General features: G+C 65.0%; 19 protein-coding genes and 1 tRNA gene. 4 read left to right on the top strand and 16 right to left on the bottom strand.

All coding sequences use genetic code 11. The features are described from left to right. The 14 genes from nuoH to L1965_RS02010 form a co-directional block, all read right to left on the bottom strand. Positions 1–1,032, bottom strand: a complete 1,032-nt coding sequence (gene nuoH / locus L1965_RS01945) for an NADH-quinone oxidoreductase subunit NuoH (RefSeq protein ID WP_235754716.1) — start codon at positions 1,030–1,032, stop codon at positions 1–3. 14 nt (positions 1,033–1,046) lie between these two features. Next, complete coding sequence (locus L1965_RS01950; protein WP_235754717.1) at positions 1,047–1,817, bottom strand: YNQ4 family lipoprotein; 771 nt, start codon at positions 1,815–1,817, stop codon at positions 1,047–1,049. Between the two features lie 4 nt (positions 1,818–1,821). Continuing rightward, complete coding sequence (gene nuoG / locus L1965_RS01955; RefSeq protein WP_235754988.1) at positions 1,822–3,843, bottom strand: NADH-quinone oxidoreductase subunit NuoG; 2,022 nt, start codon at positions 3,841–3,843, stop codon at positions 1,822–1,824. 10 nt (positions 3,844–3,853) lie between these two features. Next, the gene (locus L1965_RS01960) at positions 3,854–4,282 is read right to left on the bottom strand and encodes a DUF5333 domain-containing protein (RefSeq protein ID WP_235754718.1); all 429 of its coding nucleotides are present in this window, start codon (positions 4,280–4,282) and stop codon (positions 3,854–3,856) included. 104 nt (positions 4,283–4,386) lie between these two features. After that, positions 4,387–5,682 carry an NADH-quinone oxidoreductase subunit NuoF gene (nuoF, locus tag L1965_RS01965; RefSeq protein WP_235754719.1) on the bottom strand — a complete coding sequence of 432 codons (1,296 nt, stop codon included), beginning with the start codon at positions 5,680–5,682 and terminating at the stop codon, positions 4,387–4,389. A 28-nt stretch (positions 5,683–5,710) separates the two neighbouring features. Next, positions 5,711–5,926: a DUF5337 family protein gene (locus L1965_RS01970; RefSeq protein WP_235754720.1), complete on the bottom strand. Its 216-nt coding sequence runs from the start codon at positions 5,924–5,926 to the stop codon at positions 5,711–5,713. Further along, a complete protein-coding gene (locus L1965_RS01975) occupies positions 5,926–6,645 on the bottom strand; it encodes a helix-hairpin-helix domain-containing protein (RefSeq protein WP_235754721.1) in 720 nt (239 codons plus the stop codon). The genes L1965_RS01970 and L1965_RS01975 overlap by 1 nt, the downstream gene beginning before the upstream one ends. Before the next feature lie 42 nt (positions 6,646–6,687). After that, entirely contained in the window at positions 6,688–7,941 is a 1,254-nt protein-coding gene (locus L1965_RS01980) for an NADH-quinone oxidoreductase subunit E (protein ID WP_235754722.1), read from the bottom strand. A 7-nt stretch (positions 7,942–7,948) separates the two neighbouring features. Further along, the gene (locus tag L1965_RS01985; protein WP_235754723.1) at positions 7,949–8,299 is read right to left on the bottom strand and encodes a hypothetical protein; all 351 of its coding nucleotides are present in this window, start codon (positions 8,297–8,299) and stop codon (positions 7,949–7,951) included. Then, positions 8,299–9,543: an NADH-quinone oxidoreductase subunit D gene (locus tag L1965_RS01990; protein ID WP_235754724.1), complete on the bottom strand. Its 1,245-nt coding sequence runs from the start codon at positions 9,541–9,543 to the stop codon at positions 8,299–8,301. Before L1965_RS01990 ends, L1965_RS01985 begins: the two co-directional genes overlap by 1 nt. Then, a complete protein-coding gene (locus L1965_RS01995; protein WP_235754725.1) occupies positions 9,540–10,160 on the bottom strand; it encodes an NADH-quinone oxidoreductase subunit C in 621 nt (206 codons plus the stop codon). The genes L1965_RS01990 and L1965_RS01995 overlap by 4 nt, the downstream gene beginning before the upstream one ends. 3 nt (positions 10,161–10,163) lie before the next feature. Continuing rightward, positions 10,164–10,697 carry a NuoB/complex I 20 kDa subunit family protein gene (locus L1965_RS02000; protein ID WP_235754726.1) on the bottom strand — a complete coding sequence of 178 codons (534 nt, stop codon included), beginning with the start codon at positions 10,695–10,697 and terminating at the stop codon, positions 10,164–10,166. Next, the gene (locus L1965_RS02005; RefSeq protein WP_235754727.1) at positions 10,688–11,053 is read right to left on the bottom strand and encodes an NADH-quinone oxidoreductase subunit A; all 366 of its coding nucleotides are present in this window, start codon (positions 11,051–11,053) and stop codon (positions 10,688–10,690) included. The genes L1965_RS02000 and L1965_RS02005 overlap by 10 nt, the downstream gene beginning before the upstream one ends. 170 nt (positions 11,054–11,223) lie before the next feature. After that, on the bottom strand, positions 11,224–11,742 hold the full coding sequence (locus L1965_RS02010; protein WP_235754728.1) for an anthrone oxygenase family protein: 519 nt from the start codon (positions 11,740–11,742) through the stop codon (positions 11,224–11,226). Positions 11,743–11,833: 91 nt separating this feature from the next. Here L1965_RS02010 and L1965_RS02015 point away from each other — a divergent pair, with 91 nt between their 5' ends. Further along, positions 11,834–12,448, top strand: a complete 615-nt coding sequence (locus L1965_RS02015; protein ID WP_235754729.1) for a TetR/AcrR family transcriptional regulator — start codon at positions 11,834–11,836, stop codon at positions 12,446–12,448. A gap of 70 nt (positions 12,449–12,518) precedes the next feature. Here the strand turns inward: L1965_RS02015 and L1965_RS02020 are convergent, their stop codons facing one another. Beyond that, positions 12,519–15,953 carry a pyruvate carboxylase gene (locus tag L1965_RS02020; protein WP_235754730.1) on the bottom strand — a complete coding sequence of 1,145 codons (3,435 nt, stop codon included), beginning with the start codon at positions 15,951–15,953 and terminating at the stop codon, positions 12,519–12,521. A gap of 375 nt (positions 15,954–16,328) precedes the next feature. Here L1965_RS02020 and uvrA point away from each other — a divergent pair, with 375 nt between their 5' ends. The 3 genes from uvrA to L1965_RS02035 all read left to right on the top strand — a co-directional run bounded on the left by uvrA (position 16,329) and on the right by L1965_RS02035 (position 19,745). After that, positions 16,329–19,187 (top strand): excinuclease ABC subunit UvrA, encoded by a 2,859-nt coding sequence (gene uvrA / locus L1965_RS02025; RefSeq protein WP_235754731.1) that lies wholly within the window; start codon positions 16,329–16,331, stop codon positions 19,185–19,187. Then, a complete protein-coding gene (locus L1965_RS02030) occupies positions 19,184–19,549 on the top strand; it encodes a DUF4260 domain-containing protein (protein ID WP_235754732.1) in 366 nt (121 codons plus the stop codon). The genes uvrA and L1965_RS02030 overlap by 4 nt, the downstream gene beginning before the upstream one ends. A gap of 121 nt (positions 19,550–19,670) precedes the next feature. Beyond that, positions 19,671–19,745 (top strand) — tRNA-Gly (locus L1965_RS02035). 421 nt (positions 19,746–20,166) lie between these two features. Here the strand turns inward: L1965_RS02035 and L1965_RS02040 are convergent. Then, entirely contained in the window at positions 20,167–22,668 is a 2,502-nt protein-coding gene (locus tag L1965_RS02040; RefSeq protein WP_235754733.1) for a GcvT family protein, read from the bottom strand. Positions 22,669–22,678: the final 10 nt, after the last annotated feature.

Genomic DNA, 22,678 nt, shown 5'->3' on the forward strand with positions numbered 1-22,678 from the left:
TTATACTCCTGCCCACCGGGCCCAGAAGGTCCCGAAGACTTCGAATTTCGCAAGGAATGCCACGACCACGACCCAGCCAAGCGACAGCGGCAGGAACACCTTCCAGCCGATGCGCATCAGCTGATCATAGCGATAGCGCGGCACGATCGCCTTCACCATGGCGAACATGAAGAACCAGAAGACCATCTTCAGGAACATCCACAGCGCCCCGTCCGGGATGCCGGGGATCGGCGACAGCCAGCCGCCGAAGAACAGCAGGCTGATCAGCGCGCACATCAACCACATGGCGATGTACTCGCCGGCCATGAACAGCAGATACGGGGTCGAGGAATATTCGACCATGAACCCCGCGACCAGTTCCGACTCGGCCTCTGGCAGGTCGAAGGGCGGGCGGTTCGTTTCGGCCAGGCAGCTCACGAAGAACAGAACCAGCATCGGCAGGTGCGGCAACCAGAACCACGACAGCAGCCCTGCCCCGCTCTGCGCCTCGACGATGGCGGTCAGGTTCATCGATCCGGCCGAGATGATGATGCCGATGATGATCAGGCCCAGGCTCACCTCATACGAGATCATCTGCGCCGCGGAACGCAGCGAGCCCAGGAAAGGGTATTTCGAGTTCGAGGCCCAGCCTCCCATGATGACGCCGTATACCTCAAGCGACGAGACGGCAAAGATGAACAGGATGCCGACATTGATGTCGGCCATCACCCAGCCCGGCGCGAACGGAATCGCGACGAAGGCGGTCAGCGCCAGCGTCATCGACAGGAACGGCGCCAGGAAGAACACGAACTTGTCCGCGCCGGCAGGCACGACGATTTCCTTGACGACGTATTTCAGCGCGTCCGCAAAGGTCTGCAACAGGCCCCACGGTCCGACGACGTTCGGTCCGCGCCGCATCTGCACGGCCGCCCAGACCTTGCGATCGCCATAGACGAGATAGATCAGCGACAGCATCACGAAGGCAATCAGCGCAAGACCCTGCGCCAGCAGGATGATCGCGATGCCCAGAGTGGATCCCCAGAATTCAGACATGTCGCCCGTCCCTTCTACGCCGCGGGAATGCCGCGTGCCTTGCATTCGCGCAAGGTCTCATTCGTTTCCATCACCCGCAAACCCAGCGGCTTGTCGTCCGAGATCGTGAACGCCGCACCGACCAGCAACTTGCCGTTACGCTCTTGTTGCAGCGTACGGATGTGGCGACCATATCGCGCGCCCTCGGCCTTGGCCCAACCGGCCAACGCGCATGTGGCATACGAAAAGGCGATATCGCCGTCCACCCCTTCGCGCAGATTCGCCGTCACCTCGACCAGATCGCCCTTGCCACCCTTGTTCAGCGTCACCACCCGCGTGCCGATGAACAGGGCGGGATCGATCACGGCGCCGTTCTTCCATTCGGGCAGCGCGGGCTGCGTCCGCTTGGCGAACTCCTCGATGGCTTTTTCCTGCGCGGTCTTCGTGCGCGGCAGGTTCCTGGCCACCAACCCACCCAGATTCAGATCCAGATTCGCGTTCAACGCCGCAAGATCCGCCTCGGTCAGGGCAAAGGCGTCGCGGCCTTCGGCGCTGTCCAGCTCCATCGTGGTGACGCTGCCATCGGGTTCCAGAATCAGGATTTCCCCCGACTTGGTCGAGATCCGCGCCGATGTCAGCCTGGCCTCGCCCGTGCCACGATCGGGCGTGGCGATCTTCGCAGTCATCTGGGCGGGCTTGGACCTTGGCCGGCCATCATCCTTGCTGTCGGCAAGGCAGCCAGCCAGCGCCGTGACCGCCACAGCCGCGACACCGATCATCAGGGGCTTGCGAAGAACGGCTCGCATGGCGCTACTCTGCCGCCATGGCGGGCGCCCTGCGCGCCATGGCCATGCGCGACAACTCGGCCATCAGGGGCGAGCTGCGCGCGATGGGGTTGGTGAGGTAGAAATCCTTCACCGGATAGACGAAGCCGGCCTTGCCAAGATCCGCCATCGCCACTTGCTGCCATTCGTTGTCCGGCACCACGTCGATCTTGCCAAGATGCGGCACGGCCTCGATCAGCGCGCGGCGCAACTGCGCCAGGCTGTCCCAGGGCAGTTGCTGGCCCAGCTCCGCCGACAATGCACGCAGGATCGCCCAGTTTTCCTTGGCCTCGCCCGGCGCGAAATTCGCGCGCATGGCAAGCTGCGGGCGGCCCTCGGTGTTCACGAACAGGCCGTTTTCCTCGGTGTAGCAGGCGGCCGGCAGGATGATGTCGGCGCGATGGGCACCACGGTCGCCGTGGCTGCCCTGATAGATGACGAAGGCGCCATCCGCGATTTCGACCTCATCGGCACCCAGATTGAAGATCACCTCGGCCCCGTCGATCGCGGCGGCCAGTCCGCCCTCGGTCACCGCGCCGACATCCATGGCACCCACACGCGCGGCCGCCATATGCAGGATCAGCAGCTTCGCGTTCGAATTCTCGGCCAGCTTCATCGCATGGGCCAGCACGGCTTCGCCATCGGCCTCGCGGATCGCACCCTGTCCGACGATCACCAGCGAGGGCGTCTCGCGCGTCTCGTCGCTGACCGTCTTCGAGCACAGGCTTTCCAGCGCCGCGCGGTCATTGCCGAGATGGTGGTAGTCATAGGTCAGGTCGACCGCCTCGCCGATCAGCCCGATCTGCGCGCCATGCGCCCAGGCCTTGCGGATGCGCGCATTCAGCACCGGCGCCTCGTCGCGCGGGTTGGTGCCGATCAGCTGGATCATCCGGGCGCTGTCGATATCCTCGATCCGGGCGGTGCCCACATAGGCCGAGCGGTTGCCGGCCGGCAACCGCGCGCCGTCGGTGCGGCATTCCACATTGCCACCCAGCCCCTCGACCAGCGTCTTCAGGCTGAAGACCGCTTCGACCGGGGCCAGATCGCCGACCAGGGCGGCCAACTTCTTGCCGGTCATCGCGCGGGCGGTGGCGGACAGCGCCTCGGGCCAGCTTGCCGGGCGCAACTTCCCGTTCTCGCGGATATAGGGCCGGTCAAGCCGCTGGCGGCGCAGACCGTCCCAGACAAACCGGGTCTTGTCGCTGATCCATTCCTCGTTCACCCCGTCATGATTGCGAGGCAGGATCCGCATGACCTCGCGGCCCTTGGTATCGACGCGAATATTGCTGCACAGCGCGTCCATCACGTCGATGGTTTCGGTCTTGGTCAGTTCCCAGGGCCGCGCGGTGAACGCATAGGGCTTGCTGACCAGAGCGCCGACCGGGCACAGATCGATGATGTTTCCCTGAATGTTCGAGGCCAGCGTCTGGTTCAGATAGCTGGTGATCTCGCTGTCTTCGCCGCGCCCGGTCTGGCCCATCTGGCTGATGCCGGCGACCTCGGTGGTGAACCGGACACAGCGCGTGCACGAGATGCAGCGCGTCATGTGGGTTTCGACCAGCGGACCCAGATCCAGTTCCTCCGAGGCCCGCTTGGGTTCCCGGTAGCGGCTGAAATCCACGCCATAGGCCATGGCCTGATCCTGCAGATCGCATTCACCGCCCTGGTCGCAGATCGGGCAATCCAGCGGGTGGTTGATCAGCAAGAACTCCATCACGCCCTCGCGGGCCTTCTTGACCATCGGGCTGTTCGTGCGGATCTCGGACGGTGCGCCCTCGGGCCCCGGCCGCAGATCCTTGACCTGCATCGCACACGAGGCGGCCGGCTTGGGCGGGCCGCCCACGACCTCGACCAGACACATCCGGCAGTTGCCGGCGATCGACAGGCGTTCGTGATAGCAGAAGCGCGGAATTTCGACCCCGGCCTGCTCGCAGGCCTGGATGAGCGTCAGGTTGGGATCGACCTCGATTTCCTTGCCGTCGATCTTGATTGTCCGCAATTCGGCCATCATTCCATCCTTACTTGGCACTCAGAAGCGATCCGGTGACCGTATTCCGTGCGATTTCGTCCCGCCCGAGGCGGCAATAGCTTTCGGCGTCGCCCGCCACGACGCCCTTGCCGGCCATGTATTTCTCGGCCACGGCATAGATGCGGTCCTTGTCGGCGCGGCTGTCCAGGAACGCCTCGATCTCGGCCTCGGAATAGCCCTTGCCGCGGGCATAGGACTTCAATTCACGGGCCTGCATGAAGGCATAGACGATCCGCCCGTCGATCGTGGGACATTCGCGCCGTATCCGGTCCGCGATCCGCGCCGCGACCAGACGGTCGTTGATGTATCTTTCCTGGGCCAGCGGTTCCAGCGCGGCGGCCGGCGTCGCGGCCAGGGTCATGGTCGCGGCCAGCGCGGCCACCATGCGGTTGCGGGCGACGTGAGTCGGTCGGGTCATCACATGTCTCTCTGTTCTGCCATGACGCCAGTCATAACAGCCCCGGCCATGCATGGCCCCACACGACCCCGTGCGCGCGTTGCCGGCGATGTTGCGCCCCGCCGTCATTCAGCCGCCAATGCCCCCGTGCGTCCGGTGCGCTTCGCCTTGATGCGATCCTCGATTTCCTCGCGGAAATTGCGGATCAGCCCCTGGATCGGCCAGGCCGCCGCATCACCCAGCGCACAGATCGTGTGACCCTCGACCTGCTTCGTGACGTCCAGAAGCATGTCGATCTCTTCGATCTCGGCCTCGCCCGTGACCAGGCGCTGCATCACACGCATCATCCAGCCGGTGCCCTCGCGACATGGCGTACACTGCCCGCAGCTTTCATGCTTGAAGAATTTCGACAGCCGCCAGACCGCCTTGATGACATCGGTATCCTTGTCCATCACGATCATGCAGGCGGTGCCGAAACTGGATTTCACCTCGCGCATGCCATCGTAATCCATGATCGCCGATTCGGCCTGTTCGGCCGTGATGACCGGGCAGGACGCGCCACCGGGAATCACCGCCTTGAGGTTTTTCCAGCCGCCGCGCACGCCGCCGCCATGCTTCTCGATCAGTTCCTTCAGCGGGATCGACATGGCCTCTTCGACCACACAGGGATTGGCGACATGACCGGTCAGGCCATACAGCTTGATGCCGGCATTGTTGGGTCGCCCGAAGCCTGCGAACCACTCGGCACCGCGGCGCAGGATCGTCGGCACCACAGCGATCGATTCGACGTTGTTCACCGTGGTCGGGCAGCCATAGAGGCCCGCCCCCGCCGGGAACGGAGGCTTCATCCGCGGCATGCCCTTCTTGCCCTCGAGGCTTTCCAGCAGGGCGGTTTCCTCGCCGCAGATATAAGCGCCGGCGCCGTGATGCAGGTAAAGGTCGAAATCCCAGCCGGAACCGGCCGCGTTCGCGCCCAGAAGGCCCGCGTCATAGCATTCGTCGATGGCGGCCTGAAGCTCCTCGCGCTCGCGGATATATTCGCCGCGCAGGTAGATATAGCAGGCATGGGCGTTCATCGCGAAACTGGCGATCAGCGCACCTTCGATCAGCGTGTGCGGATCGTGGCGCATGATCTCGCGATCCTTGCAGGTCGCGGGTTCGGATTCGTCGGCATTGATGACCAGATAGGCCGGTCGTCCATCGGATTCCTTGGGCATGAAGGACCATTTGAGGCCGGTCGGAAAGCCCGCCCCGCCCCGCCCGCGCAATCCGGACGCCTTCATCTCGTCGATGATCTTGTCGCGGCCGCGCGCGATGATGGCGGCCGTGCCGTCCCAGTGGCCGCGCTTCTTGGCGCCATTCAGGCTGCGGTCGCCCATGCCGTATAGGTTGGTGAAAATGCGATCCTGGTCTTTCAGCATCTAACTTACGATCCTTATCATCCGGGCGTTACGCATTGTTTCTGCGCCGCCAGATACGCCAGGTCACGACGAGCGACCAGACAAAAGCGCCGATGGCGGCAAGATCGGCCAGATAGGCCCATTTCGACGCCAGGCCATAATGGCTGCCAAGCCACTGCACCGCGATCCACGTGACCATCGCGACCGCGATGACCACGGCCGCAAGCCGCATCTGCCCTGAATCGTGGTCTCGCGGTCCTGCCATCAGTAGACCTTGCCCTCTTCGACGCGCCTTGGAAATCCCGTCGTGCCGCGCTCGGCCAGCATGCGGGCCTGCGCGACCCAGTCCTCACTGCGTATGCGCCCGGCCGAGCGTCCCAGCAATTCGCCCATGCGGTCGATCTCGGCCTCGTCCCAGTCGGCGATCTGGGCGAACCCGGTGACCCCGTGCTGGTGCAGCGCCTCTTCGATCTTGTCGCCTATACCCTTGATTTCCTTCAGATCATCCGGGCTTGAGCTGCTCCCGCCGACGGCGACCGCACCCCTGTCGCCAGAGCTTTGGTCGTCAGGCCGTGTCCTGGATGTCGCACCATAGATGTCGTTGCGATCCGATCCCGCAGGCGCATGACGGACCGAAGGCGCCTGTGCATCGCCCGATGGCGCGACGGGATCTTCCTGATCGCCCTCGGGCGAACCTAGGAAACCGCCCGCCGCCTCGGATGCGACGCCGCGCGGGCGCATGGGCTGATCCTGTCCGGCTGTCGTCGGGTGATCTTCGGGAGACCAGTCCGCGCTATCGATCGCGGCGACGCCCCGACACAGGAACCAGATCAGGAACACGCCGAACAGCCCGACGGTCAACAGGCCCAGAAAAAGCCCCTCGAACCACCGCAGCGGGCCGATCCCGGATGTGAAGATCCAGACCAGAAGCCCAAGCCCGGCTCCGGCGATCCAGCAGGTTCTGGTACAGTTCGCGGTCGACATGATCCTATCCCCGTTCAGAAGCCCCCTCGGGCGCGCCTCGCGTCACTCCTCGCCTTCGGTGCGGCCATCCTCGGCCGCAGCCTGCGCCGATTCGCCATCGCCGCCCCGGACAAGGGCCGACGCCTGCCCGACCCAGTCGTCGCGGGTGGCCCGTCCCTTGAATCCTTCCAGGTTGGAGTCGACCCAGGCAAGCTCTTCGTGATCCCAGGCCGCGATCTGGCTGAAATGCCAGAAGCCCATCTCGTTCAGCAGCGCCTCGAGCTTGGGTGCCACGCCCCGGATCTGCTTCAGGTCATCGGCGCTGCCGCCCCTCGGGGCATCGAGCCCCTCGGGCCGGCGGCCCGCGTCGTCGGCAGCATCGGTGGCGACGCCGGCCTCGCGGGCCCCGCTCCCCGATGCGTCAGACACATCCGCCTCCTGACCACGCACTCCGGCCGGTTCGCGGTCCGATCGCGGGCGCGCGGCCGAGGCGGCCTGCGCCTGCTGTCGCGTCACGCCGGTCTTGTCGCTCAACTCTCCATCCGAGGGGAGCGGTTCGATCTGGGGCGCTGTATCCACGCCGCTCTGATCGTCGGCCGCGGCCTCGGGGCGCTCGCGACGCAACCATTTGGTCAGGATCGGCACCTCGGTCCCGTCGATGCGCTTGACCGTCTCGCCATGCCGACGCGCCAGCGCGGCGCTGGCATTCAGCTCACTGCCCTTCTGATCCGTCAGGCTGGTCAGTCCGGCCATCGGCTCGGAGGAGAAGCGGCCATTCTGCGGCCCCGGCAGCGGAACCTGCCCGGCCGAGAACGCATCGATCAGCGATTCCAGCTTCTGCGGCGTCAGGTCCTCGTAATAGTCCTTGCCGATCTGGGCCATGGGCGCATTGGCACAGGCGCCGAGGCATTCCACCTCTTCCCAACTGAACTTGCCATCGGCCGAGACGGTGTGCGGCGAAGGCGCAATCTTGCGCTTGCAAACCTCGATCAGGTCCTCGGCGCCGCAGATCATGCAGCTCGTGGTGCCGCATATCTGGATATTTGCCACGCTGCCAACGGGTTGCAGCTGGAACATGAAGTAGAATGTCGCAACTTCCAGGGCCCGGATATAGGCCATGCCCAGCAAGGTCGCGCAATATTCGATGGCCGGCCGAGACAGCCAGCCCTCCTGTTCCTGCGCGCGCCACAGCACCGGAATGATCGCCGATTGCTGGCGACCCTCGGGATACTTGCTTATCTGGGCCTTGGCCCAGTCCAGATTGGCGGGCGTGAATTCGAAGCTGTCGGGCTGAACGGGGGAAAGGCGGCGCAGCATGAAGTCCTCAGCTCTTGACGATCAGGGCCAGCAGCGCACCGACCAGTGCGATGCCTCCAGCGAACAGGTGAAGCCGGAACGGATGACCGACCCGACGGTAAATATAGGCGTCGCCAAATCCGATCACCGCGAAGGCAAGCAGGATGGCGAACAGGACGGTCGGCAGGCCCAGCCAGGCAGCGATCGCGGCCAGCAGCGTCATGCCGCCATAGCGGACCAGCATGGCCTGCGGCAGCATCTCGACCCGATGCCCGATCATCCGCAGCCCCGACTTCCGGTTTGTCGCCAGAAGCAGCGTGACAAGGCCCAGGCCGATCGCCGCGACCCAGCCGATGATCTGAACCAGCCCCTGCAGCATCAGCGATCGACCTCACCGAAGACGATATCCATGGTCCCGATGATCGCCGAGACATCGGCCAGCATGTGCCCCTTGGCCATCCAGTCGATCGACTGAAGATGCAGGAAACCGGGTGCGCGGATCTTGGCGCGATAAGGCCTGTTGGTGCCGTCGCTGACCAGATAGACGCCGAATTCGCCCTTCGGCGCCTCGACCGCCGCATAAACCTCGCCAGCCGGGACGCGAAATCCCTCGGTGTACAGCTTGAAGTGGTGGATCAGGCTTTCCATGTCGCGCTTCATCTCGCCCCGCTTGGGCGGGGACAGCTTGCCACGGGTCACAACGTCGCCCTGCCCGTCAGGCTCGCGCAGCTTGGTGATGGCCTGTCGCATGATGAGGACGGACTGCCGCATCTCTTCCATGCGGCACAGGTAACGGTCGTAACAATCGCCGTTCTTGCCGACGGGGATCTGGAATTCGAATTCGTCATAGCACTCGTAGGGCTGGCTGCGGCGCAGATCCCATGCCATGCCCGAGCCGCGGACCATGACGCCGGAATAGCCCCAGTCCAGCGCATCCTGCTGCTGCACGACACCGATATCGACATTGCGCTGCTTGAAGATCCGGTTCTCGGTCAACAGCCCGTCCAGATCATCCAGCACCGAGATAAACGGATCGCACCAGGCCTCGATATCGTCGAGCAGTTCGGGCGGCAGGTCCTGGTGGACGCCTCCGGGACGGAAATAGGCGCTGTGCAGCCGCGCCCCGCAGGCGCGCTCATAGAACACCATCAGCTTCTCGCGTTCCTCGAAGCCCCACAGGGGCGGGGTCAGCGCGCCCACATCCATGGCCTGCGTGGTGACGTTCAGCAGATGGCTGAGGATGCGGCCGATCTCGGAATAGAGGACCCGGATCAGGCTGCCGCGGCGCGGCACCTCGGTTCCCGTCAGCCGTTCGATGGCCAGGCACCAGGCGTGTTCCTGGTTCATCGGCGCGACGTAATCGAGCCGGTCGAAATAGGGCAGGTTCTGAAGATAGGTCCGGCTTTCCATCAGCTTCTCGGTGCCGCGATGCAGCAGGCCGATATGCGGATCGCAGCGTTCGACCACCTCGCCGTCCAGTTCCAGGACGAGCCTCAACACGCCATGCGCGGCGGGGTGCTGCGGACCGAAATTGATGTTGAAGTTGCGGATGCGCTGCTCGCCGGTCAGTAGATCCTGGCTGCCATCGTCGTAGCTGTTGGTGCGGATGTCGCCGTCCATCATTTCGTCCCCTGCTTCTCGTCGCCCGGCAGCACGTATTTCGCGCCCTCCCAGGGCGAGAGGAAATCGAACTGCCGGTACTCCTGAACAAGGTTCACCGGCTCATAGACAACGCGCTTTTCGGCGTCGTCATAGCGCACCTCGACATAGCCGGTCGTCGGGAAATCCTTGCGCAGCGGATGACCGCGAAAGCCGTAATCGGTCAGGATGCGGCGCAGATCGGGATGGCCCGAGAACAGGATGCCGTACATGTCGAAGATCTCGCGCTCGAACCAGTTGGCCGAGGGGTGGATCTTGATCAGCGACGGCACGATCTCGTCCTCGCGGATCGCGACCTTCAGGCGCACGCGGTGGTTCTGATACATCGACAGGAAATGCCAGACCACGTCGAAGCGCTGCGACCTCTGCGGGTAATCGACCGCGGTGATGTCCACCAGGGTCGAGAAACGGCAGCTTGAATCCGTGCGAAGGAACTCGACCAGGTCGACGATTCCGCTGACGGTCGAGGTGACGGTCAGTTCGTCGAAGGCGACATGCGCGTTCAGCACCTCGGCGCTGCGCCGCATCTTGATGTGTTCGCCCAACTGTTCAAGCGCGACGAGATCAGGATAGACTGACATGGCTTACCTCACCAGCGTGCCGGTACGGCGGATCCGGCGCTGAAGTTGCAGGATGCCGTATAGCAACGCCTCGGCGGTGGGCGGGCAGCCGGGCACATAGATGTCCACCGGCACGATCCGGTCGCAACCACGCACCACGGAATAGCTGTAGTGATAGTAGCCGCCGCCATTGGCGCAGCTGCCCATCGAGATCACATAGCGCGGCTCGGGCATCTGGTCATAGACCTTGCGCAGCGCCGGCGCCATCTTGTTGGTCAACGTGCCCGCCACGATCATCAGGTCCGACTGGCGCGGCGAGGCGCGCGGCGCGGTGCCGAAGCGCTCCACGTCATAGCGCGGCATCGACGCCTGCATCATCTCGACCGCGCAGCAGGCCAGGCCAAAGGTCATCCAGTGAAGGCTGCCGTTTCGGGCCCAGTTTATGATGTCCTCGGTCGTGGTCAGCAGGAAACCCTTGTCCTGCAATTGCGAATTCAGCGCCTTGGTGGCGAATTCGCGGTCCGCGCCCGCGGTGTTGGCCCCGGCCATCACGCCCATTCCAGTGCCCCCTTCTTCCATTCATAGGCAAAGCCAACCGTCAGCACGCCAAGGAAGACCATCATCGACCAGAAGGCCGCGTCGCTGAGCCCGGCGAAGCTGGTCGCCCACGGGAACAGGAAGGCCACTTCCAGGTCGAAGATGATGAACAGGATCGACACCAGGTAGAACCGGACGTCGAATTTCATCCGCGCATCGTCGAAAGCGTTGAACCCGCACTCATAGGCGCTGACCTTTTCAGGGTCCGGATTGCGGATCGCGATCACCAGCGCGGCCAGGATCAGCACCAAGGCAAGCGCGCCGGCCATTGCCGCGAAGACAAGAATGGGCAGATATTCCTGCAGCAGAGTTTCCACGGGCAAGATCCCCTTGTGGGTCGCGGGGGTCAGTGGCTGCCCGCGACGGGTTGGCTAGGGTCGGTTTAGACCCGACGGCCAGCCGGGTCAACGGTCGGCAGATCGGCACAAGCCCTCGAAAGGCAGGGCTTAATGCCCGATGCACGCGGTTTGCGGCAGCGCACGCAGCTTCAAGCGATGCGGGGCGCGACGCCGTGCCGCGCCGCGACGGCGATCCCCAGCCCCGTCAGCAACAGACTGGCACCCATCGCCACGCATCGGATCGTGTTCCAGATCTGCCAGCGCGGCGAATACGCGGCCCAGATGCGTGCCGCCTCGACCTCGGGCAGCGGCAGGGCGATCCGCGCCAATGCCTCATTCATCGGCACGTTGACCGCCATCGTCGGCAGAAACGCCCCCAGAAGGCAGATCAGCCCTGCCGCGGCGAAGAACAGCGCAGCCCGCCCGTCCTGCGCCGCCGCGAACAGCGCGGCGGTGACCAGCAGCGCCGGGCCGGTGCCAAAGAAGGCTGGCGCAAAGACGGCGTTGCGCACCGACTCGTTCATCGCCTGCATGGCCGCGATCGCCACGCCGGGGGTGGCGTTGTCCAAGCCCCACATCGTCGAACACACCCACGCATAAAAAAACCCGAACAACGCCCCCGCCAGCAGCAGGGACAGGAAAGCGCAGCACCACTGAATCCCGATCATCTCACCGCCTCCGCATCCGTAATTATCGTTACGCTTGCGGCCATCCGTAATGCCAGTTACGGATTCGGTCAAGCTGTTCAGGAGGCACCCGATGGACGACGAAAGGCGCGGCAGGCGGCAGGAGCAGATCGAATTGGCCGCGTATCGGGTCCTGGAACGCAAGGGGTTTGCCGGCGCCACCGTCCAGGCGATCGCCCGCGAGGCCAGGGCCTCGAACGAGACGCTTTACAACTGGTATGGCGACAAGACCGGGTTGTTTCATTCGCTGGTGGCGCGCAACGCTCAGGCCGTGCGCGAGGCGCTGCAGACCCGCATCGCGTTGCAGGCGCCGCCGCTGGAGGCACTGGCGGCGGTCGGGCCGGACCTGCTGGCCTTGCTGACCCATCCCCGCGCCGTCGCCCTGAACCGCGCAGCCGCGGCCGACCCGGGCGGCGAACTGGCGCAAGCCATCGCCCAGGCCGGACGCCAGACGGTCGGACCCCTGATCGCACAGCTTCTGCTGGAGGCGCGCAACCGGGGCGAACTGGATTTCGACGACGCCGAAGCGGCATTGGCGCTGTATCTGGACCTGCTGGCCGGGGACCTGCAGCATCGCCGCGTGATCGGGTTGATCCCCGCGCCCGGCGCACAGAGTTGCCGATCCCGCGCAACCCTGGCGCTGGCGCGTCTGCATGCGCTCTGCGCCGATCCGGCCACACGCCCGTGACCGCATGAAAGGACGCCGCCCGCGAACGGGCGGCGCCGGACCCTTCGGCCGCCCCGCAGGGCGCGCCAGGTCACTCGAATTCGACCATCAGTTCCTTGGCGTCGATCTGCTGACCGGCCGCGACATGGACCGCCTTGATCGTGCCGTCGCGGTCGGCGTGAATGCCGGTTTCCATCTTCATCGCCTCGATGGTCAGAAGCATGTCGCCCTGCTTGACCGCCTGCCCCTGACTGACCGCGACCGAGGCCACGACGCCGGGCATCGGCGCGCCGACATGGCGCTCGTTCCCCGGATCGGCCTTGGGACGTGCCGCCGCCGTCGCCGCAACCTTGCGGTTCGGCACGCGGATGCTGCGCGGCTGACCGTTCAGTTCGAAAAAGACCTTCACCTCGCCCTTCTCGTCGGTCTCGCTGAGCGCCTGCAGGCGGATCTCGAGGATCTTGCCGGGGTCGATCTCTGCCGTGATCTCCTGCCCCGGTTCCATGCCATAGAAAAAGTTGCGCGTCGGCAGCGTGCGGACCGGACCATAGATGCGGTGGCGGCCCATGTAATCGAGGAAAACCTTGGGATACATCAGATACCCGTTCAGGTCCTCGTCATCGACCGCCTTGCCCTCAAGCTGTTTCTGCAGATCGGCGCGGGCTTGCGCCAGATCGACGGGCTCCAGATGCGCGCCGGGCCTGTCGGTGATCGGCGTCTCGCCCTTCAGGACCTTCTTCTGGATCGCGTCGGGCCAGCCACCGGGGGGCTGTCCCAGATTGCCGCGCATCATGTCCACAACCGAATCCGGGAACGACATCTCCTTGTCGGGATTCATGACATCTTCGGGCGTCAGGTTCTGCGACACCATCATCAGCGCCATGTCGCCCACCACCTTGGAGGACGGTGTGACCTTCACGATATCGCCGAACATCTGGTTCACATCGGCATAGGCCTGCGCGACCTCGTGCCAGCGATCCTCAAGGCCCATGCTGCGGGCCTGCGATTTCAGGTTGGTGAACTGCCCGCCCGGCATTTCGTGCAGATAGACCTCGGATGCCGGCGATTGCAGGCCGGATTCGAACGCCGCGTAGTTTTCGCGGACGCGTTCCCAGTAATTGCTGATCGCCCGGATCGCGGCGATATCCAGACCGGTCGCGCGGTCGGTCTGGGCCAGCGCCTCGACCACGCTGCCCATCGTCGGCTGCGAGGTGTTCCCCGACAGCGCATCCATCGCGCAATCGACCGCATCGACGCCCGCCGCGGCGGCGGCAAGGATCGTCGCGCCGCCCATGCCGCTGGTGTCGTGGGTGTGGAAATGGACGGGAAGCCCGACCTCTTCCTTCAGCGCCCTGATCAGGATCAAGGCGGCGGCGGGCTTCAACAGCCCCGCCATGTCCTTCAGCCCCAGCACATGGGCACCGGCGGCTTTCAGATCCTGCGCCGTCCGGACATAATAGTTCAGGTCGTACTTGGACCGATCCGGATCCAGCATGTTGCCGGTATAGCAGACCGTGCCCTCGCAGATCTTGCCCGATTCGATCACCGCGTCCATCGCGACGCGCATGTTCTCGACCCAGTTGAGACTGTCGAAGACCCGGAACACATCGACGCCCGATGCCGCGGCCTGCCCCACGAAGGACTGCACCACGTTGTCGGGATAGTTGGTGTAGCCAACACCGTTGCTGGCCCGCAGCAGCATCTGCGTCATCAGGTTCGGCATCTTGGCACGGATGTCGCGCAGGCGCTGCCATGGGCATTCCTGCAAGAACCGGTAGGCGACGTCGAAGGTCGCCCCGCCCCAGCATTCGACGCTGAACAGCTGCGGAAGATTCGCGGCATAGCTGGGCGCAACCCGGATCATGTCGATCGACCGCATCCGCGTGGCCAGCAAGGACTGGTGCCCGTCGCGCATCGTCGTGTCGGTGATCAGCAATTGCTTCTGCGCGGCCATCCAGTCGGCCACCGCCTGCGCGCCCTTCTCTTCCAGCATCTGCCTTGTGCCAGGGGCCGGGTCGGCCTTCGGTCTGGGCGGCACCGGCGGCCGGGCCTGTGCCGGCGGCAGCGGCCGGCCCGCCGTCTCGGGATGACCGTTCACGGAGATGTCGGCCAGATAGGTCAGGATCTTGGTGGCCCGGTCGCGCCGCTTCCTGAAGGTGAACAGGTCGTCCGTCGTGTCGATGAACTTGGTCGTGTAGGTGTCGTTCAGGAAGGTGGGGTGTTTCAGCAGGTTGATGACGAAGTCGATATTCGTGCTGACCCCGCGCACCCGGAACTCGCGCAGCGCCCGGTCCATCCGCTTGATCGCCTGATCGGGCGTCTGCGCCCAGGCGGTGACCTTGACCAGCAGCGAATCGTAGTAGCGGGTGATGACGCCGCCCGCATAGGCCGTGCCCCCATCGAGGCGGATCCCCATGCCGGTCGCGCTGCGATAGGCGGTGATCCGGCCATAATCCGGAATGAAGTTGTTCTGCGGATCCTCGGTCGTGACCCGGCATTGCAGCGCGTGCCCCGACAGGGTGATCTCGGCCTGGCTGGGGGCGCCGGTCGCCTGCGCCAGCGTCGCGCCCTCGGCAATCCTGATCTGGGCCTGCACGATGTCGATGCCCGTCACCTCTTCGGTCACGGTATGTTCGACCTGCACACGCGGATTGACCTCGATGAAATAGAACTGGTCGTCGTCCATATCCATCAGGAACTCGACGGTGCCGGCGTTCTGATAGCCGACCGCCTGCCCGATCTTCAGCGCCAGCGCACAGACCTCGGCCCGCTGTTCCTCGGTCAGGTAGGGGGCGGGCGCGCGCTCGACGACCTTCTGGTTGCGGCGCTGCACGGTGCAGTCGCGTTCATAGAGGTGATACAGCCCGCCATGCGTGTCGCCCAGCAACTGCACCTCGACATGGCGTGCACGCAGGATCATCTTTTCCAGATAGCCCTCGCCATTGCCGAACGCGGCCTCGGCCTCGCGCCGACCTTCGCGCACCTTCTCGACCAGTTCGGATTCAGAGTTGATCGGACGCATGCCGCGCCCGCCGCCGCCCCAGCTGGCCTTCAGCATCAGCGGATAGCCGATCTCGGCGGCCTCTTTCTTGATGGCGTCGAAATCCTCGCCCATGACCTCTGTCGCCGGAATGACCGGCACGCCGGCGGCGATCGCCACCTGCCGCGCGCTGGCCTTGTCACCCAGGGCGCGCATCGTCTCGGCCTTGGGACCGATGAAGGTGATCCCGGCACGGGTGCAGGCATCGACGAAATCCGGATTCTCGGACAGCAGGCCATAGCCCGGATGGATCGCGTCGGCGCCGCATTCCCTGGCCACGCGAATGATCTCGGGGATCGACAGATAGGCCGCCACCGGGCCCAGCCCCTCGCCGATCCGGTAGGCCTCGTCGGCCTTGAACCGGTGAAGGCCCAGCTTGTCCTCCTCGGCAAACACCGCAACGGTTCGTTTGCCCAACTCGTTGGCCGCCCGCATCACACGGATCGCGATCTCGCCACGGTTCGCCACAAGGATCTTCTTGAACATGCTGGTCCCCCTAATTCCGCCTGCCGCATCCTAGCCATGCCGCATCGCAGCGCAAGCGCTAGCAAATTGCGCGCCGCGTCCTGTCGCGCGGGACGATACAGGATGTCTAGCCGAAGACGAGCCCCGAAAAAGGCGAATTCGCGGCATTCGTGCCGCGCGCTGCGACGCGGCCGCAGACTGGCTGGCGCCGTCGAACGCCATCGGCGACGGGGCGGGCGCGTCGCGAAGCCGCGGTCGTGGCGAGCCGGGCGGAATCGGCGCGGATCGACTTTACCCCGCTCGCTTGCCGGTCGGTTCTGTTTCCGTTCCTATTCAGCGGTTGCTTTTCCACCCGGCCTGACTATGTGATGCCCTTGGTCGGTCAAGGGCTCGCTCATGGAACAGAAGTTCATCGAGGTTCGCGGCGCGCGCGAGCACAATCTGAAAAGCGTGGACATGGACATTCCGCGCGACAGTCTGGTCGTCATCACCGGCCTGTCGGGCAGCGGCAAGTCCAGCCTGGCCTTCGACACGATCTATGCCGAGGGCCAGCGTCGCTATGTCGAAAGCCTGTCGGCCTATGCGCGCCAGTTCCTTGACATGATGGGCAAGCCCGACGTCGACCACATCAGCGGCCTGTCGCCGGCCATCAGCATCGAACAGAAGACGACGTCGAAGAATCCCCGTTCGACCGTCGGAACCGTCACGGAAATCTACGATTACCTGCGACTGCTTTTCGCCCGCGCCGGCACCCCCTACAGTCCCGCCACCGGCCTGCCGATCGAGGCGCAGCAGGTGCAGGACATGGTCGACCGGATCATGGCCATGGAGGAGGGCAGCCGCGCCTATCTGCTGGCCCCCATCGTCCGCGACCGCAAGGGCGAATACCGCAAGGAGTTCCTCGAGCTGCGGAAGCAGGGATTCCAGCGCATCAAGGTGAACGGCGTATTCCACGACCTGGACGAGCCGCCGACCCTGGACAAGAAGTTCCGCCACAATATCGACGTGGTCGTGGACCGCATCGTGGTCCGCGAAGGGCTGGAGACGCGACTGGCCGACAGTCTGCGCACCGCACTGGATCTGGCCGACGGTATCGCCGTGCTGGAAACCGCGCCGGCCGAAGGCGATCCCGAGCGCATCACCTTCAGCGAGAACTTCGCCTGCCCGGTCAGCGGTTTCACCATACCCGAAATCGAGCCGCGGCTGTTTTCGTTCAACGCGCCCTTCGGGGCCTGCCCGGTCTGCGACGGGCTGGGCGTCGAGCTGTTCTTCGACGAACGCCTTGTGGTGCCTGACGCCGCGCTGTCGGTGGACAAGGGCGCGATCCTGCCCTGGGCCAAGTCCAAGTCGGCCTATATGACCCAGACCGTCAACGCGCTGGCCAGGCATTACGGCTTTGACAAGAAGACCCCGTGGAAGGACCTGCCGGACCATGTCCGGCAGATGTTCCTGCGCGGGTCGGGCACGGACGAGATCAGGTTCCGCTTCGATGATGCCGGCCGCGTCTACGAGATCAGCCGCGTCTTCGAGGGCGTGATCCCCAACATGGAACGCCGGCTGCGCGAATCCGACAGCCAGTGGGTCCGCGAGGAATTCGAAAGATACCAGAACAACCGTCCCTGCGGTGCCTGCGCCGGCTACCGCCTGAAACCCGAGGCGCTGGCCGTCCGGATCGCCGGGAACCACGTGGGCCAGGTCGTGCAACTGTCCATCCAGGACGCGCTTGACTGGGTCAAGGATGCCCCCAACCACCTGTCGAGGCAAAAGAACGAAATCGCCGTCGCGATTCTGAAGGAGATCCGAGAACGCCTTGGTTTCCTTGTGAATGTCGGCCTGAACTACCTGACGCTCAGCCGGGCGGCAGGGACGTTGTCGGGTGGCGAAAGCCAGCGCATCCGGCTGGCAAGCCAGATCGGCAGCGGCTTGACCGGCGTCCTTTATGTGCTGGACGAACCCTCGATCGGGCTGCACCAGCGCGACAATGACCGGCTTCTGCGAACGCTGATGAACCTGCGCGATCAGGGCAATTCGGTCATCGTGGTCGAACATGACGAGGACGCGATCCGCCACGCCGACTATGTCTTTGACATGGGGCCCGGCGCGGGCGTCCATGGCGGCACGGTGGTCAGCCAGGGCACGCCCGACCAGATTGCCGCCGATCCCGCCAGCCTGACTGGGCAGTACCTGTCGGGCCTGCGCCAGATCCCGGTGCCGGCCGAACGCCGCAAGGGCAGCGGCAAGTCGGTCAGCGTGGTCAAGGCGACCGGAAACAACCTCAAGGACGTCACCGCCGATTTCCCGCTGGGGAAATTCGTCTGCGTCACCGGCGTCTCGGGCGGCGGCAAGTCCACCCTGACCATCGAGACGCTGTTCAAGACCGCGTCCCTGCGCCTGAACGGCGCCCGCCAGACGCCCGCGCCCTGCGAGACGATCAAGGGGCTGGAACATCTGGACAAGGTCATCGACATCGACCAGCGCCCGATCGGCCGCACGCCGCGCAGCAACCCCGCGACCTATACCGGCGCCTTCACGCCGATCCGCGACTGGTTCGCCGGCCTGCCCGAGGCGAAGGCGCGCGGCTACAAGCCCGGGCGCTTCAGCTTCAACGTCAAGGGCGGGCGCTGCGAGGCCTGCCAGGGCGACGGCGTCATCAAGATCGAGATGCATTTCCTTCCGGACGTCTATGTCGAATGCGAGACCTGCAAGGGCAAGCGCTACAATCGCGAAACGCTCGAGATCAGGTTCAAGGGCAAATCCATCGCCGACGTGCTGGACATGACGGTCGAGGATGCGCAGACCTTCTTCGCCGCCGTGCCTTCGATCCGCGAAAAGATGGACGCGCTCATGCAGGTGGGGCTTGGCTACATCAAGGTCGGCCAGCAGGCCACCACGCTGTCGGGCGGCGAGGCGCAGCGGGTCAAGCTGTCCAAGGAATTGTCGCGCCGCGCCACCGGGCGCACCCTGTATATCTTGGACGAGCCGACCACCGGGCTGCATTTCGAGGATGTGCGCAAGCTGCTCGAGGTGCTGCACAGCCTGGTCGATCAGGGCAACACGGTCGTGGTCATCGAACACAACCTCGATGTCATCAAGACCGCCGACTGGATCATCGACATCGGTCCCGAAGGCGGCGACGGCGGCGGCCGGATCGTCGCCACCGGCACCCCGGAACAGGTCGCCAGGATCGAGGACAGCCATACCGGCCACTACCTGGCCGACATGCTGCAACCCGCCCGCCTGCGCGCTGCCGAATGAACCCCGTGCTGTGGCAGCGGATCGAGGGTGCGCTGGTCTTCGCCGGCGCAATCGCGCTGACCGGCGTTACCCAGCCGGGCTGGCCGCTCTGGGTCTGGCCGCTGGCGCTGCTGGCGCCCGATATCTCGATGCTGGGCTATCTGGGCGGAGCCCGGATCGGCGCCGTGATCTACAATGCCGCGCATCTTTATGCCAACGGGCTGATCCTGGCGCTGCTGGGCCTGCTGACGGGCCAGCCGACACTGATCGCCGCCGGCGGCATCTGGATGGCGCATGTCGGCTTCGACCGGGCGCTTGGCTATGGGCTGAAAACCAGCGCCGGATTTCGCGTCACCCATCTGGGCCGCATCGGCCCCGACTGAGCCACGCCCCGGGGTTTCTCGGAGACAAAAAATCTGCGCTGACACAAGAATCCCCCTTGCACCCTCCGGCCCGGTCCCATAAATCACCGCTCACCGAAGGCGCAGTTCTTCGGGATCGGATGCGGGCGTAGCTCAGGGGTAGAGCATAACCTTGCCAAGGTTAGGGTCGTGAGTTCGAATCTCATCGCCCGCTCCAGATACAAAAAGGCCGGACCCTTGCGTCCGGCCTTTTGCGTTGCGTTCCCGATTGCAGACCAGACCGGACGGATTAGCGAATCCGTCGCAAGGCGCAAGCGGCCTGCCGGGACAGCCGCGAACATCCGCACCCTGCCAGGCGCCCGGACGACGTGGCAAGACAGGACCGATGTCTGGCGAGATCATGATCCCGGTCGATCTGGCGCATCGGGACCATCTGTTCCGCGCGCCTGAATCGGCCGAGCCGTCGGGTCGCGCGATCCGGCGACCGATCTGTCCGACGCGCCGGTTGCGGCCGCGTAGCGAGAGGCGCTGGTCGCCATGGCCAGCCACATGCCGACGTGGTGGATCGGGTCTTTTCTTCGCATGGCGCCCACGTTGCGCGCCATGCGAAAATGTCCGTCTTGCTGATCCGCGGGGCTCTAGCCGTCGACCCGGATGCGGGCGTTCTGCGGATCATAGGGGCTGTCCTCGGTCACCTCGGCGTCCCACAATTCACGGAACATCCGCAGCTCCAGCCTGGTGCCGGGCTCGGTCAGGTCAGGGCGGACATAGCCCATGCCGATCTGCTTGCCGAAGGCGACGGAATAGCCGCCCGAGGTCAGCCGCCCGACCTTCTCGCCGTCCAGGAACAGCGCCTCGCGGCCCCAGGGATCGGCATCCGCCGGCCCGTCGATCAGCAGGGTGACGCATTTGCTGCGGATGCCGGTCGCTTCCATCGCGGCCTTGCCCCGGAAGTCCTTGGAGAGGTCCACGAAACGGTCCAGCCCGGCCTCCAGCGGCGTCGCATCGCGGCCCAGCTCGGTGCCGAAGGCGCGATAGGATTTCTCCTGCCGCAACCAGTTCTGCGCGCGACCGCCGACCAGCTTCATGCCCAGCGGCTCGCCGGCCTCCATCAGCCGGTCGAACAGGTGGTTCTGCATCTCGATCGGGTGGTGCAGTTCCCAACCCAGCTCGCCGGTATAGGCGACGCGGATCGCGTTCACCGGCACCATCCCCAGCTCGATCCGGCGCGCCGACAACCACGGGAAGCGCTTGTTCGACAGGGCCGTTTCGGGCTGCGCGTCGCGGATCAGGCCCGCCAGGATCTCGCGCGATTTCGGTCCGGCAAGGGCGAAGACGCCCCATTGCGTGGTGACGTTCTGGATCGCGACATAGGCCCCGCCCGCAGCCATGAAATCCTCGGCCGACTTGATCAGGTTGTCGGCGTCGTAATCCTCCCACGCGCCAGCCGAGACGAGGTAGTATCTGTCCTCCTCCAGCCGCACGATCGTGTATTCCGTGCGCGTCGTGCCGGTTTCTGTCAGCGCGTAGGTCAGGTTGATGCGCCCGACCTTGGGCAGCTTGTTGGTGGTCAGCCAGTCGAGGAACGCCGTCGCGCCCGGTCCGGTCACCATGTGCTTGGCAAAGGCCGTGGCGTCGATCAGCCCGGCGGCGTTGCGGATCGCATCGGCCTCGGCCTTGGCATATTGCCACCAGCCGCCGCGCCGGAAGCTGCGCGCGTTGTGGTCGAAATCGGCAGGCGCATCGACCGGGCCGTAATAGTTCGGGCGATCCCAGCCGTTGACATGGCCGAACTGCGCGCCCCGTGCCTTCTGCCGGTCATAGGCCGGCGAGGTCCGCAGCGGCCGGGCCGCCTCGCGCTCTTCGTCGGGGTGATGCAGCACGAAGACGTGGGCGTAGCTTTCCTCGTTCTTCTTGACCGCATATTCGGTCGTCATCCAGGACCCGTAACGGCGCGGATCAAGGCTGGCCATATCGATCTCGGCCTCGCCCTGGGTCATCATCTGGGTCAGGTAGTGGCCCACGCCGCCCGCGGCCGTGATGCCGAAGCTGAAGCCCTCGGCCAGCCACATGTTGCGCAGACCGGGCGCCGGGCCGACCAGCGGGTTGCCGTCGGGCGTATAGCAGATCGGGCCGTTGAAGTCGTCCTTCAGACCGACCTCTTCGGTGGTCGGCAGCCGATGGATCATCGACATGTATTCCTCTTCGATCCGCTCCAGGTCCAGCGGGAACAGATCGGCGCGGAAACTGTCGGGAACCTCATAGGGGAACCGCGCGGGCGCGCCTTCCTCGTAGGGTCCAAGGATCCAGCCGCCGCGCTCTTCGCGGACATACCACTTGGCGTCGGCGTCACGCAGCACCGGGTGTTCCGGGTTGCCCTCGGCGCGCCATTTCAGCAGCGCGGGATCGGGCTCGGTCACGATGAACTGATGCTCGACCGGGATCGCCGGGATCTTGATGCCCAGCAGCCGCGCGGTGCGCTGCGCGTGGTTTCCGGTCGCGGTCACCACATGCTCGGCCCGGATCTCGAAGGTCTCGCCCGAAGGGATCAGGTTGCCGCCCCTCTCGGTCATCTTCTCGCAGGTGACGATCCATTCCGACCCGGTCCAGGCATAACCGTTGACCTGCACCTTGCGTTCGATCGAGCAGCCGGCCATGCGCGCGCCCTTGGCCATCGCCTGGGTCACGTCGGCGGGGTTGATATAGCCGTCGGTCGGGTGGAACAGCGCCCCTTTCAGCCCGTCGATATTGACCAGCGGCCAGCGGTCCTTGATCTGCTGCGGGGTGAGGAACTCGTGCTCGATCCCGATCGTCTCGGCGGTGGCGGAATACAGCATGTATTCGTCCATTCGCGCATCGGTCTGCGCCATGCGCAGGTTGCCGCAGCGCGTGAACCCGGCGTTCAGCCCGGTCTCGGCCTCAAGTCCGGCATACAGTCTGACCGAATAATCGTGGATATGGCTGGTCGCATAACCCATGTTGAACAGCGGCAGCAGCCCGGCCGCATGCCAGGTCGAGCCCGCGGTCAGCTCGTCGCGTTCGACCAGCAACGTTTCCCATCCCGCCTTCGCCAGATGATAGGCGATGCCACATCCGACCGCGCCACCCCCGACGACAAGTACCTTCACATGCGTTTTCATTCCCGGGCGA

It is taken from the genome of Paracoccus salsus (assembly GCF_021556615.1).
Taxonomy (GTDB): Bacteria; Pseudomonadota; Alphaproteobacteria; order Rhodobacterales; family Rhodobacteraceae; genus Paracoccus; species Paracoccus salsus.

What these genes read in the sequence shown, in the direction of transcription:
- L1965_RS01970 (WP_235754720.1), bottom strand. Translation starts at nt 5,926, where the DNA reads ATGGCAGGACCGCGAGACCACGATTCAGGGCAGATGCGGCTTGCGGCC.
- L1965_RS02020 (WP_235754730.1), bottom strand. Translation starts at nt 15,953, where the DNA reads ATGTTCAAGAAGATCCTTGTGGCGAACCGTGGCGAGATCGCGATCCGT.
- L1965_RS01950 (WP_235754717.1), bottom strand. Translation starts at nt 1,817, where the DNA reads ATGCGAGCCGTTCTTCGCAAGCCCCTGATGATCGGTGTCGCGGCTGTG.
- L1965_RS01960 (WP_235754718.1), bottom strand. Translation starts at nt 4,282, where the DNA reads ATGACCCGACCGACTCACGTCGCCCGCAACCGCATGGTGGCCGCGCTG.
- L1965_RS01985 (WP_235754723.1), bottom strand. Translation starts at nt 8,299, where the DNA reads ATGCTGCAGGGGCTGGTTCAGATCATCGGCTGGGTCGCGGCGATCGGC.
- L1965_RS01990 (WP_235754724.1), bottom strand. Translation starts at nt 9,543, where the DNA reads ATGATGGACGGCGACATCCGCACCAACAGCTACGACGATGGCAGCCAG.
- L1965_RS02010 (WP_235754728.1), bottom strand. Translation starts at nt 11,742, where the DNA reads ATGATCGGGATTCAGTGGTGCTGCGCTTTCCTGTCCCTGCTGCTGGCG.
- nuoH (WP_235754716.1), bottom strand. Translation starts at nt 1,032, where the DNA reads ATGTCTGAATTCTGGGGATCCACTCTGGGCATCGCGATCATCCTGCTG.
- nuoF (WP_235754719.1), bottom strand. Translation starts at nt 5,682, where the DNA reads ATGCTGAAAGACCAGGATCGCATTTTCACCAACCTATACGGCATGGGC.
- L1965_RS01995 (WP_235754725.1), bottom strand. Translation starts at nt 10,160, where the DNA reads ATGTCAGTCTATCCTGATCTCGTCGCGCTTGAACAGTTGGGCGAACAC.
- nuoG (WP_235754988.1), bottom strand. Translation starts at nt 3,843, where the DNA reads ATGGCCGAATTGCGGACAATCAAGATCGACGGCAAGGAAATCGAGGTC.
- L1965_RS01975 (WP_235754721.1), bottom strand. Translation starts at nt 6,645, where the DNA reads ATGTCGACCGCGAACTGTACCAGAACCTGCTGGATCGCCGGAGCCGGG.
- L1965_RS02000 (WP_235754726.1), bottom strand. Translation starts at nt 10,697, where the DNA reads ATGGGCGTGATGGCCGGGGCCAACACCGCGGGCGCGGACCGCGAATTC.
- L1965_RS02040 (WP_235754733.1), bottom strand. Translation starts at nt 22,668, where the DNA reads ATGAAAACGCATGTGAAGGTACTTGTCGTCGGGGGTGGCGCGGTCGGA.
- L1965_RS01980 (WP_235754722.1), bottom strand. Translation starts at nt 7,941, where the DNA reads ATGCTGCGCCGCCTTTCCCCCGTTCAGCCCGACAGCTTCGAATTCACG.
- L1965_RS02030 (WP_235754732.1), top strand. Translation starts at nt 19,184, where the DNA reads ATGAACCCCGTGCTGTGGCAGCGGATCGAGGGTGCGCTGGTCTTCGCC.
- uvrA (WP_235754731.1), top strand. Translation starts at nt 16,329, where the DNA reads ATGGAACAGAAGTTCATCGAGGTTCGCGGCGCGCGCGAGCACAATCTG.
- L1965_RS02015 (WP_235754729.1), top strand. Translation starts at nt 11,834, where the DNA reads ATGGACGACGAAAGGCGCGGCAGGCGGCAGGAGCAGATCGAATTGGCC.